We start from the raw sequence: 12,459 nt of genomic DNA, 5'->3' as shown, positions 1-12,459 counted from the left end.
CGCCCGGTAGATCCAGCCCCGCCGGCGTTTGAGGCGCGGGGGCTCGGGGGCAGCGCCCCCGCACAACGGCGCCGCACCCACCCACCCACCCACCCACGCCCGGCCGGGGCAAGGGCAGAATTGCACGGTGCGGTATCTCATCCTTGGCATCACCGAGGCCCGTGACGAGACCGGCGCCCCCCTCACCATCGGCGGCGCCCGCCTGCGCGCGCTCCTGACCGCCCTCGCGCTCCGGGCCGGAGGTCCGGCCCCCGTACCCGTCGCCGATCTCGTCGACGAGGTCTGGGGCGACGACCCGCCCCAGGACGCCCCCGGCGCCCTCCAGGCCCTCGTCGGACGGCTCCGGCGGGCCCTGGGCGGCCGGGACACCGTCCCCGCCGATCCCGCCGGCGGCTACCGCCTCGCCGTCGCCGACCGGGACGACGTCGACCTCCACCGATTCACCCGGCTGGCCCGCCAAGGCGCCGGGCAGCTGGCCGACGACCCCGCCACCGCCGCCGGAACCCTCCGCACCGCCCTCGCCCTGTGGCGCGGCCCCGCCCTCGCGGACCTGCCCGAGCCCGCCCGCACCGCACACGCCTCCGCCTCCGACGCGCGCCGCGGCGCCGCCCTCCGCGACCGGATCGACGCCGAGCTCCGCAGCGGCTGCGCCGACCCGGCGTCCCTCCTCCCGGAGATCGAGGCGCTGATCCGGGAGCACCCGTACGACGAGCCGCTGCGCGCCCAGCAGCTGCGCGCCCTCCGCTCGGCCGGCCGCACCGCCGACGCCCTCGCCGCGTACGAACGCACCCGCCGCGCCCTCGCCGACGCCCTCGGCGCCGACCCCGGGCCCGAGCTCGCCGCCCTGCACGCGGAACTGCTCCGCCCCGCGCCCGAGCCGCCCGCGGAACCCGAGCCCCCGACCCCGCCCGCCGGCAACCTCCGCCCCCGCCTGACCTCCTTCGTCGGCCGCGAGCCCGAGCTCGCGGCCCTCCACGGCGACCTGGACCGCTTCCGCCTCGTCACCCTCATCGGCCCCGGTGGTTCCGGTAAGACCCGACTCGCCGAGCACGCGGCCGCCGCCCACCCCGAACCGGCCTGGCTCGTCGAGCTCGCCCGCCTCGACCACCCCGCCGCCGTCCCGGGCGCCGTCCTCAGCGCGCTCGGCCTGCGCGAGAACACCCTCGTGGCCCGCGAGAAGACCCCCGCCGACGACCCCGCCGCCCAGCTCGTCGAGCACTGCGCGAACCGCCGTCTGCTCCTCGTCCTCGACAACTGCGAGCACGTCATCGGCGCCGCCGCCGTACTCGCCGAGCACCTCCTCACCCACTGCCCCGGCGTCCGCATCCTGGCCACCAGCCGCGAACCCCTCGGCGTACCCGGCGAAACGGTCCGCCCCGTCGACCCCCTGCCGCCCGACCCCGCACACCGCCTCTTCGCCGACCGCGCCGCCGCCGTCCGCCCCGGTTTCACCCCCGCCGAAGACCCGGCCGCCGTCGTCGAGATCTGCGCCCGCCTCGACGGGCTGCCGCTCGCCATCGAGCTCGCCGCGGCCCGGCTGCGCCTCCTCGGCCCCCGCCAGATCGCCGACCGGCTCGACGACCGATTCCGGCTCCTGACCAGCGGCGCCCGGACCGTACTGCCCCGCCAGCAGACCCTGCGCGCCGTCGTCGACTGGTCCTGGGACCTGCTCGACGACCGGGAACGCACGGTGCTGCGCCGCCTCTCCGTCTTCGCCGGCGGCTGTGACCTCCCGGCCGCCGAAGCCGTCTGCACCGGCGGAGCGGCCGAGGACGTCGCCGACATCCTCGGCTCCCTCGTCGACAAGTCCCTCGTCGTCGCCGCCCCCGGGCCGGACGGCGCCGGCATGCGCTACCGCATGCTGGAGACCATCCACGAGTACGCCGCCGAACGCGCGGCCGCGCAGGAAGCCGACCGGGCCGCCGCCGCCCACCGCCACGCCGCACACTTCCTGGCCCTCGCCGAGGAGGCCGAGCCGCTCCTGCGCAGCGCCGCCCAGCTCCCCTGGATCCGGCGCATCGAGACCGAATTCGACAACCTCCGCGCCGCGCTCCTCCACACCACCCGGAGCGGCCCCACCGAAACCGCCGAGCGGCTCGTCCTCGCCCTCGGCTGGTTCTGGTGGCTGCGCAACTACCGCGCCGAGGGGGTGGAATGGACCGCCCGGATCATGGAGCGCAGCCCCTCGAAGCCGCCCGAAGGCACCCCCGCGTACTGGCGCTTCATGCGTACGCAGATGCTGCACGTCCTGCTGCTCGCCGAAGGCCACTCGCCCGAAGAGTTCCGCACCCCGCAGAACATCGCCCTCGCCGACGGCATCCAGCAGATCTTCCGGGGCGCCGCCCCCGAGACCGCCCGCTTCCCGGGCATGCTCTGGCCGATGACCACCTTCCTGACCGGCGACACCCGCTCCGTCCTCGAAGGGCTCGACGAGACGGTCGACAACTGCCGTCGGCACGGCGGTGACTGGGAACTGGGCATCACCCTCCTGCTGCGCACCCACGTGGCCATCGACTTCACCGGAGGCCTGCCCTCCGTCAACGCCGACCTCAACGAACTGCACGAGATCGCCCGCCGCGTCGGAGACCGCTGGCTGCGTGCCCAGGTCGCCAGCGCCGCCGGCGAGGTCGCGCTCTCCCGCGGCCGGTACGACTGGGCCCGCGCCGAGTACGAGGACTGCCTGCGCCTCGCCCGCGAAGTCGGGGCCCACATCGAGGTGCCCTTCGCCATCGCCCGGATCGCCGAGTCCGCCTTCTGCTCAGGGGACTTCACCGGCGCCGAGCAGCTCCTGGCCGAGGCCGCCAACGAAGTCGACCGCCACGGCGGGGTGTACGACGCCCGGGCCTACGGCGGGATGCTCACGGCGCTCCTCGCCCTCGTCCGCGGCGACCTCGGGCGGGCCCGTACCGAGGCCGAACTCGCCCGTGCCGCCTGCGGAAAGATCAATGCGCCCCCGCAGCTCACCGCCGGGCTCGACAACGTCGACGCCATCCTCACCGCCCACGAACACGGGCCCGAAGCGGGCCTCGCCACGCTGGGGCCGGCCCTGGCCGCGGCCGTCGCCGCGCACTGCGCCGAGCGCGTCCTGGCCTCGCTCTCCGACACCGCCGCCGTCCTGCTGGCCGACGCCGGCCGCGACGCGGAGGCCGTACGGGCCCTGGCCGCGGCCACCGCCTGGCGTGCGGGCCATCCGCGCTCGGTCCCGGAGCAGGCCGCCGTGGCCGCACTGCCCGACCGCACCCGCGCCGTGCTCGGCCCCGACCGCCACCGGGCGGAGGAGACGGCGGGCGCGGAGCTGTCCCCGGCCGAGGTCGTCGCGCTCCTCGCCGTCGTCAACGGCAGCTGATCACCGCGTCGGCCCAGCTCGCCAACGTCGGCAGACTGCCCTGGCCGGCCTGCTCCACCACCAGCCGCAGCGTCTTGCGCCCGGCCAGGGGGACGTCCACGGCGGCGGCCGGATCGTCGAACCCGAGCGCGCCCGACCGCCACAGCCGCTGCCCGTCGGCATACACGGAGAACCGCACCGTGCCGTCCGTGAACAGCGACAGGGCGTCCACGCCCGCCCGCGCCGAGAACGCGGTGCACTGCCGGTTGAGGGTGATCTCCACGGAGGAACGGGAGTTCACGGTGATTCCCTGCGCGAACCGCCCGTCCGCGATCCGCATCCCCCACCGCTGCCACACCCAGCTGCTGCGCGAGGTCTCCAGTTCCGGACCGCTGTGGTCGCCGAACACGGAGTGTTCGAGCCCCGCCAGCTTGAACCCCTGCGGCGGCTTCGGCACGGGCCGCGACGGGGTCGGGCTCGGGGTCGGCCGGACCGGGCTCCCGCTCGGTACCGGGCTCGGCGTCGGCGAGGGCACGGGCGCCGGGGACCCGGGCGGGGCCGGAGCCGGGGCCTTCGGCTTCGCAGGGGTAGGCGCAGCCGCAGTTCCCGGCCCGGACGGTACGGAGCCCTGCGCGCTCGGCGGCTGTGCATCGACCGGAGCCGGCGTGCGCGGAGCCGGGACCAGCGGCACCACGGGCGCCGCCGCGCTCGGCGCGGGCTGAGCCTGGACCCCCGGCACGGGATCGTCCCCGGCCAGCGCGAACACCACCCCTGCGGCCGCGGCGACGGCGATCCCGGCGGCGATGGCGGCCTTGACCGGCAGCCCGATCCCCTCGGACACCACCGCACCGCCGACCCCGGACCCGGCGCCCGCGGCACCGCCCCCGGCAGCCCCCGCCCCGGCCCCCGCACCCGCAGTCCCACCGGCGGCCCCGGCACCAGCGGCCCCGGCCCCCGCCCCGGCGGTCGACCCGCCCGCGCCCGCGGCCGCGGCGGCAGCCCCAGCGCCCCCGGCGGCGACGGCCCCGCCGGCCACCACCCCGGCCGCCTTCGCCGCGTACCCGGCGGCGAACCACCCGATGACCGCGACCGGCAGCAGCGCGGGAATCCCCGCATTGACGTCCTTGAGCTCCCCGGCGGCCAGCCGGCACTTCGCGCACTCCTCCAGGTGCTTGCGCAGCCCCCGCTCCGCCCGCATCCGCAGCCCGCCGCGGGCGTACGCGCCCAACCGGTCCGCGTACCGAGAGCAGTCCCCGCCCGCACTCAGCGCCGAGCTCACGTGCGCCTGCAGATAGGCCTGCTTGAGCCCCTCCCGGGCCCGCCTGGCCAACACGGCGGTCGCGTTCGCGCTCAGCCCGAACAGCGGTGCGATCGCGCTCGGCGAGGCGTCCTCGACGGTGGTGTGCCACAGCACGGCCTGCCACCGCTCGGGCAGGCTCCGGAAAGCCTCCATGGCCAGCGACTGCTCGGCTTCCCGCATCGCCCGGACGTCCGCGCCCAGTTCGAGGGTGTCGCCCCCGGACAGCCCGGACAGCCCGCCACCACCCTCGGATCCCGAGGCCGCCTGCTCCGCGAACACGGCGAAGTCCTCGACGAGATGCTCGCGCCGGGACGTCTTCGCCCACGCCGCCGCGACCCGCCGCACCGTGGTCAGTAGATACGCCCGCACCGACTGGTCCGGCCCGGCCCCGCCCCGTACCGCCTGCAGCGTCCGGGCGAACACCTCGGCGGTCAGGTCATCGGCCGTGTGCCCGTCGCGACAGCAGGTCCGCGCGTAGCGCCGTACCGAGTCCGCGTGCCGGAGGAACAGCTCCTCGTAGGCGCCGTCGTCGCCCCCGCGCATCCGGGCGATCAAGTCCCCGTCGGACGGCGGCAGCTCTGCTCCCGGATACCCCGGCGCCGCGTGCCGCCCGCGCCGCGGCGCGCGCTGGGCCGGGACCTGGCGTGTGACCGGGTTGTCCGCCCCGACCTCGCCTCCGGCACCACCGAGCGGCTCTTCCCGACCGTCAACGCTCATCGCGGAAGCCCCCGCACGACACACTCAACCGGTACACCGTTCAAGCCTGTCACACGGGGGGCGCGCGCCGAGCCGCACTCCACACCATCCACTCGTCCGTGCAGCGCCCGGTGAAACCCCGTACCGATCCTCACCCTTTCGGGCGAGCAGTCGTTCGGGGGACCGTTCGACGAGCCGGCCGGCAGACCGGCAGGTGGGGAAGGGCAGCCGAGCGCGCCCCCTGCGGGAACCTCCGCTAGGACCGTTTCCCCGGTCGGCTCAGGCCGTCCGGGAGCGCAGTCCTTCGAGCAGGATGTCGAGCAGCCGGGACGAAGCCGCCGCCTGCTGCGCCGCGTCGGGCAGTGCCGGAGCGGCCGTCGCTATCACCAGCAGCACATCGGCCACCGTGACGTCGCCACGCAGCTCACCCGCCTCCCGGGCGCGGTCCACCAGCTGGCCGACCACTTCGAGCAGCGCACCCGCGCCGGCGTCCTCGGAGGGCTCGTCCTCGACGGGAGTCCGCGAGCCCACGACGCGCAGCTCGGGAGCGCCGCCGGTCACACCGGCCTGACGCTGGTGCGGCACCCGCGCCGCTTCCGCCTCGTCGTCGCCGTCCTCGGCCGCCGACCCGACCCGCAGCACCTGCGGCGGCAGCAGCCGCCCGGCGCCCGAGGCCACGGAGGTGCGCAGGAACCGCGACAGGGCCTGCCACGGCTCCTCCTCCTGGCCCAGCGCGGCCTTGGCCTGCTCGGTGAGCCGGGCGGTCTCCTCCTCGGCTATGCGCCGGACCAGGACGTCCTTGCTCGGGAAGCGCCGGTACACGGTGCCGACGCCGACACGGGCGCGCCGCGCCACGTCCTCCATCGGAGCCCCGTAGCCCAGCTCGCCGAAGACCTCGCGCGCTGCGCGCAGCACGTGCTCCAGGTTGCGCTGGGCGTCGACGCGCAGCGGCGTGGAACGGCCCACGCCGTGCGTGGTGGCGCCCGTCATCAGGCGACTGTTGCTCTCGGTCGAGAGAGCGGTCGCAGAACCATGGAAATCGGAAATGTTCATATGTATCCCCCGGTAATCATTTGTCTCCCCCCGGAGACACTCCCCGCCTTCGTGTCGAGGTGGGCCACGGTCAGGTGGGCCCCGGTCTTACTCCTCGACGAGATACGAACATAGTTGAGCCAGAGTCAATTCAGAAGAGGCAGCCTCGGACGGACCACCGCCCGATCGGAGCATTCGTCCCCACTTTTCCGATCCAAGCCCCCGGAATCACCCCCTCCGCACCTCCTGACCTGCGGAACTCCACCCCCACTCAAGCCATCCGGCAAGCCCGTACCCCCGCTCCCTCCAGTCACACAATGTGTCAGGCCTGTGGACAAACTCCCGGCCACGTTGCGTCATGGGATGGTGAAGGCTGCTAACTCCCGGGGCACGGACCCCGGTACCCCGCCCCGTACGCGCATCCTCGTCGTCGGCGGGGGCTACGTCGGCATGTACACGGCGCTCCGGCTCCAGCGAAAGCTCAGAGCCGGCGAAGCCGAGGTCACGGTGGTCAGTCCCGAGCCCTACATGACGTACCAGCCCTTCCTCCCCGAGGCGGCCGCCGGCTCGATCTCCCCACGCCACGTCGTCGTCCCGCTCCGCCGCGTCCTCGGCAAATGCCGCATCGTCATCGGCGAGGCACGCACCATCGACCACGCCAAGCGGACCGTGACCGTCACCACCCTCGCCACCGCCGACGAGGGCACCGGCGCCCAGGAGATCGAGTACGACGAACTCGTCCTCGCCCCCGGATCCGTCTCCCGCGCCCTGCCCATCCCCGGACTCGCCGACTACGCCATCGGGTTCAAGACCGTGGAAGAGGCCATCGGCCTGCGCAACCACGTCATCGAACAGATGGACATCGCCTCCTCCACCCGCGACCCCGCCCTCCGCGACGCCGCCCTCACCTTCGTCTTCGTCGGCGGCGGCTACGCAGGCGTCGAGGCCCTCGGCGAACTGGAGGACATGGCCCGCTACGCGGCCCGGTACTACCACAACGTCAAACCCGAGGACATGAAGTGGGTGCTGGTCGAGGCCAGCGACCACATCCTCCCCGAGGTCGGCCCCGAACTCGGCGTCTACACGATCCGCGAACTGCGCCGCCGGGGCATCGACGTCCGCCTGGAAACCCGCCTCGAATCCTGCGAGAACCGCGTCGCCGTCCTCAGCGACGGCGCCCGCTTCCCCACCCGCACCGTCGTGTGGACCGCCGGCGTCAAACCGCACCCGGTCCTCGCCGCCTCCGACCTCCCGCGCAACGAACGCGGCCGCCTCACCTGCACCGCCTTCCTCACCGTCGACGGCGTCGAACACGCCTGGGCCGCCGGCGACGCCGCCGCCGTCCCCGACATCACCGCCGACGAGCCCGGCCGCGAATGCGCCCCCAACGCGCAGCACGCCGTCCGCCAGGCCAAGGTCCTCGCCGACAACCTGCTGGCCTCCCTGCGCGGCGAGCTCCTGACCGAGTACGCCCACAAATACGCGGGCTCCGTCGCCTCCCTCGGCCTCCACAAGGGCGTCGCCCACATCTACGGCCGCAAGCTCAAGGCCTACCCCGCCTGGCTGATGCACCGCTCCTACCACCTCAGCCGGATCCCCACCTTCAATCGGAAAATGCGCGTTCTTGCCGAATGGACCCTCTCGGGCCTCTTCAAGCGTGAGATCGTCTCCCTCGGCTCCCTCGAACACCCCAGGGCAGAATTCGAACTCGCCGCCGGACACGGCCACAGGCACCCCCCGCCCCCGCCCGCCCCCAACCCCCCGAAGGACAGCCAGGGCTGACGTTGTCAGTGCGGTCGGCCACACTGGACGTGTGACCATAGGTGGGCTCACCCCTGCACACAGTGACATTCACCGTGGCTGCCACCGTCACCCCGCCGAGCGACACAGGCCAGCGATCGACCACGAGAAGCACAGCGACCACTTGCGACACCACGAGGCTTGAACGCAGTGAACTTCACGCGCTGGAGCGCCCGTTTTCCCGGAACGCAGCGCCGCGCCGCCGCCCGGTCCGAACACGCCGCCGCCCAGGCCAAGCGGGGTGAGGGCGCCGTCCCGGCAGCCCGCGGTGCCGCCGCCCGCCCGGCCACGGCACCCGACGACAGCCCCGCGGACCCCACGGTCTCCGGCACGGGCAGCGGCGCGGGCCCGGGCACCGGCCTCCCCGCCGCCGCGCCCTCCCCCGACGAGCTCTCCGTACGGGAGGTCCTCGGCCTGCTCCCCGCCCTCGTCGCCCTCGTCCACGGCCCCGAACACCGTGTCGCCTACGTCAACGACGCCTACACCGCCGGCTTCGGCCCCCGCCCCACCGGCGCACCCGCCCACGACGCCCTCCCCGAACTCGGCGAGCTCGGCCTCCTCCCGCTGCTCGACCAGGTCCAGCGCAGCGGCAAGCCCCGCACCGCCAAGAACCGCACCGCCCCCGGCGGCACCAGCTCGTACACGGTCACCTGCACCCCCGTCGAATTCCCCAAGGCCCCCACCGACGGCGACGCCGACCCCCACCACACCGGGGTCCTGATCCACCTCGCCGATGTCACCGACCACGCCGAAGCCGTCGAACGGCTGCGCGCCAGCGAGCGCCGTCAGCGCGAAGCCGCCGTCACCCTCCAGCGCTCCCTCCTCCCGCAGGAACTGGAACAGCCCGACGACCTCCGCATCGCCGCCACCTACCAGCCCGGCGGCACCGAAGCCGCCGTCGGCGGCGACTGGTACGACGTCATCACCCTCGGCGCCGGCCGCACCGCCCTCGTCATCGGCGACGTCATGGGCCGCGGCGTGCGCGCCGCCGCCGTCATGGGCCAGCTGCGCACCGCCGTCCGCGCCTACGCCCGCCTCGACCTGCCCCCGCACGAGGTGCTCCAGCTCCTCGACGGCCTCGCCGCCGAGATCGACGCCAGCCAGATCGCCACCTGCGTCTATGCCGTCCACGACCCCAACGAGGGCCTGCTCGCGTACGCCTCCGCCGGCCACCTCCCGATCCTCGTCCGCGACGAGGACGGCACCGTACGCCGCGCAGCCGACCCCACCGGCCCGCCGCTCGGCACCGGCGGTTGGCTCCACACCTCGGGCACCATCGCCCTGGGCCCCGGCTCCACCGCCGTCCTCTACACCGACGGCCTGGTCGAACGCCGCGGCGAGGACATCGACGAGGGCGTCGCCGCCCTCGAACGCGCCCTCTCCGGCGCGCAGGGCACCCCCGCCGTCATCTGCGACCGCCTGATGCGCGCCCTCGGCGTGGACGCCGACCACGACGACGACGTCGCCGTCATGGTCCTCCAGCAGCCGAGCCGCACCGGAGCCGACGCCGAGCTCTTCCACAACGCCGCCCTGGAGCTCCTCGGCGGCGTCGAGGCCGCCCCCCGCGCCCGCGCCTTCGCGTCCGGAGTGCTCGCCTCCTGGCGCTTCCCGGTCGAACTGTGCGACCTCGGCGTCCTCGCCGCGAGCGAGCTCGTCGCGAACTCCCTCCAGCACGGCACCCCGCCCATGCGGCTACGGCTGCGCCGCACCGACCGCCGCCTGATCATCGAAGTCACCGACGGGGACGACCACCTCCCGCGCCGCCGCCGCGCCGAACCGGCCGACGAGACCGGCCGCGGCATCTCGATCATCGCGACCATCGCCTCCTCCTGGGGCTCCCGCCGCACCCCGGGAGGCGGCAAGGCCGTCTGGTGCGAGTTCGCCCTGCCGGACAAGTAGCCGCGCCCGGACGTGCGGAAGGCCCGGTCCCCCGAGGGACCGGGCCTTCCGCACGTCCGTCATCCGCTGATCACGCGGGAACGCGCTCCGGCTCGGCGGCCGGCACGACCACCGTCACCACGTCGCCCTTCAGCAGCGACGGCTTGTCCTGCACCGCGCTCAGCTGCTTGCCGAGCCGCAGCGCCAGCCCCGCGATCCCCAGCGAGACCACGACGAACACCCCGACGTACAGCATCGGCACACCCGCACCCAGCGGCACACCCAGCGGACCGAGAGCCAGTGCCATCTGCTTGACCAGCGCGAAGGCCGAGTTGTACTGGCCCACCGAGCCCTCGGGCGCCAGGTCGGCCACCAGCGGCGCCAGCGTTGGCGACAGCATCGCCTCGCCGATGCCGAAGAGCGCGTACGTCGTGATGAACGCCGCGGCGGCCATCACCGCACTGCCGTGCCCCAGGCCTGAGAACCCGGCGATCACCCACGCCACGGTCCAGATCAGGCCGACCAGCGCGATCACCCGGGACCGGCGGCGCTTCTCGACCAGCTTCAGCACGACGAACTGCGCCACGACGATCGCACCAGTGTTGGCGGCCAGCGCGAAACCGAGGGTGGACGGGGTGATCCCGGCGGCCTCGGTACCGAAGGCGGCGAGACCCGACTCGAACTGCCCGTAGCAGGCGAAGAAGATCACGAAGCCCAGCACCAGCAGCTTCACCATGGCCCTGTGCTCAAGCAGCCGCTTCCAGGCACTGCCCGCCCGCGACTCGTCCCGCGGCACGGCGTCCTTGATGCTCGGGGCGTGCGGCATCCGCACGGTGAGGATGACCCCGGCCAGGACCAGGAACATCACGGCCTCGATGCCGAACAGCAGGGTGAAGCTGGCGGGCCGGCTCTCGTCGACGATCTGGCCGCCGATGAGACCGCCGATGCCCAGGCCCAGGTTCTGCATGAAGAACTGGAGGGCGAAGGCACGCGTCCGGGTGCTCGGGGTGGAGCACCACACGATCATCGTGGCCAGCGCGGGCTGCATGACGGCCTGCCCGGCGCCGAGCGCCAGGGCGGACAGCAGGATCGGCACGATGCCGGTGGACAGCCCGAGCGACAGGGCGCCGACCGAGGCCGCGACGGCCGCACCGATGACCACGGGGACGGGACCCCGGCGGTCGATGACCCGACCGGTGAAGGGCAGCGCGACCAGGGCACTCACGGCGAAGGCCACGAACGCGCTCGTGGCCGCCATGGAACCGAGACCTCGCACCTGCGCCACGTAGATGTAGAGGAACGGAACCGTGAAACCGATGCCGAACGCGGTCAGCGCGTTGCCGGCCTGGATCCGCCGCAGCGCAGCGCCCATCACCTTGGTCACTTCTCACCTGCCTTTGAGAACTGAAGTCCGAAGACTTCACACCTAAACTTCGACCCTTAACTTTACACATCGAAGGAGTTAGACGCCAACGGGCTCATGAGATACTTCGAAGCATGGGTGACACCCCCGACGGCACCGCGCCCGTCCACGAGCCGAGCCTCGACGAGCAGATCGCCGTCTATCAGCGCGAGTTCCAGGACCTCGATCCGCAGGTCGAGAAGGTGGTCTCGGCGCTCAGCCGGCTGAACCGCCGCATGAACGTCGCGTACGGACGCCAGACCGCCGCACTGGGCATCAGCAACGCGGAGTGGGAGGTCCTCAAGGCCCTCGTCATCTCCGGAGCTCCGTACCGGATGGGCCCGAGCGAACTCGCGAAGCAGCTGGGCCTCACGCCGGCTGCGATGACCCACCGGATCGACCGGATGACGGCGGAGGGACTGGTGACGCGCGAGCGGGACGAGTCCAACCGGGTCCGCGTGATCGTGGAACTCACGGACGAAGGCCGCAGCAAGTGGCTCGACGCGATGCGCGCGGCCACGGTCTTCGAGGAGGACCTCCTCCAGGACCTCTCCACGGCGGAACGCGGCGTGCTGGGCGACATGCTCACCCGACTCCTGGACCGCGTGGAAGACCTCCAGTCGCGGAGCTGACCAGCTCGTGAGCTGTGGAGTTGACACCGCCCCCGCAGGTCCGTAAGGTTCTTCGAGTTGTCCCAGAGCCGGAAGGTTTTGGCGACGACGATCCCGCCGCCTCGTTGCGGCATCCAACTCAGCACGATCTCCCACCGGGAACGCATTCGGCATGCCCGAATTAATTTCCGAAGGCCGATTATGAATCAGCCGGGAAATCCACTAGAGTTCTGGGAGTCGGAAGGGCCCAACAGCCCGGAAGACAAACCCCGCTGACTGGGGGTCAGGCCCGAAAGGATCTGATAGAGTCGGAAACGCAAGAACGAAGAACGAAAGCCCGGAGGAAAGCCCGAGAGGGTGAGTACAAAGGAAGCGTCCGTTCCTTGAGAACTCAACAGCGTGCCAAAAATCAACG

7 protein-coding genes are annotated in these 12,459 nt (G+C 73.2%); 4 read left to right on the top strand and 3 right to left on the bottom strand.

The window, feature by feature from the left end; genetic code table 11:
* Positions 1 to 127: 127 nt before the first annotated feature.
* Positions 128 to 3,346: an ATP-binding protein gene (locus OHA65_RS18040; RefSeq protein WP_405762135.1), complete on the top strand. Its 3,219-nt coding sequence runs from the start codon at positions 128 to 130 to the stop codon at positions 3,344 to 3,346.
* On the opposite strand, the gene OHA65_RS18035 is transcribed toward OHA65_RS18040, so the two are convergent.
* Both OHA65_RS18035 and OHA65_RS18030 read right to left on the bottom strand, forming a co-directional pair.
* Positions 3,333 to 5,342, bottom strand: coding sequence for a sigma-70 family RNA polymerase sigma factor (locus OHA65_RS18035; RefSeq protein ID WP_327284121.1), 2,010 nt, complete (start codon positions 5,340 to 5,342; stop codon positions 3,333 to 3,335). The two genes, OHA65_RS18040 and OHA65_RS18035, sit on opposite strands and share 14 nt — an antisense overlap.
* 258 nt (positions 5,343 to 5,600) lie before the next feature.
* Complete coding sequence (locus tag OHA65_RS18030) at positions 5,601 to 6,374, bottom strand: helix-turn-helix domain-containing protein (RefSeq protein WP_327284120.1); 774 nt, start codon at positions 6,372 to 6,374, stop codon at positions 5,601 to 5,603.
* A 342-nt stretch (positions 6,375 to 6,716) separates the two neighbouring features.
* Between OHA65_RS18030 and OHA65_RS18025 the strand changes: the two genes are divergently transcribed.
* On the top strand, positions 6,717 to 8,135 hold the full coding sequence (locus OHA65_RS18025; protein ID WP_327284119.1) for an NAD(P)/FAD-dependent oxidoreductase: 1,419 nt from the start codon (positions 6,717 to 6,719) through the stop codon (positions 8,133 to 8,135).
* A gap of 168 nt (positions 8,136 to 8,303) precedes the next feature.
* Positions 8,304 to 10,052 (top strand): ATP-binding SpoIIE family protein phosphatase, encoded by a 1,749-nt coding sequence (locus OHA65_RS18020; protein WP_328765207.1) that lies wholly within the window; start codon positions 8,304 to 8,306, stop codon positions 10,050 to 10,052.
* A 70-nt stretch (positions 10,053 to 10,122) separates the two neighbouring features.
* On the opposite strand, the gene OHA65_RS18015 is transcribed toward OHA65_RS18020, so the two are convergent.
* Positions 10,123 to 11,415 (bottom strand): MFS transporter, encoded by a 1,293-nt coding sequence (locus tag OHA65_RS18015; protein ID WP_328763134.1) that lies wholly within the window; start codon positions 11,413 to 11,415, stop codon positions 10,123 to 10,125.
* A gap of 113 nt (positions 11,416 to 11,528) precedes the next feature.
* Here OHA65_RS18015 and OHA65_RS18010 point away from each other — a divergent pair, with 113 nt between their 5' ends.
* Positions 11,529 to 12,065, top strand: coding sequence for a MarR family winged helix-turn-helix transcriptional regulator (locus tag OHA65_RS18010; RefSeq protein ID WP_134073164.1), 537 nt, complete (start codon positions 11,529 to 11,531; stop codon positions 12,063 to 12,065).
* The last annotated feature ends 394 nt before the right edge of the window (positions 12,066 to 12,459 follow it).

It is taken from the genome of Streptomyces sp. NBC_00045, from assembly GCF_045041095.1.
Lineage (GTDB): Bacteria > Actinomycetota > Actinomycetes > Streptomycetales > Streptomycetaceae > Streptomyces.
This window is presented reverse-complemented; position numbering and strand designations above follow the sequence as displayed.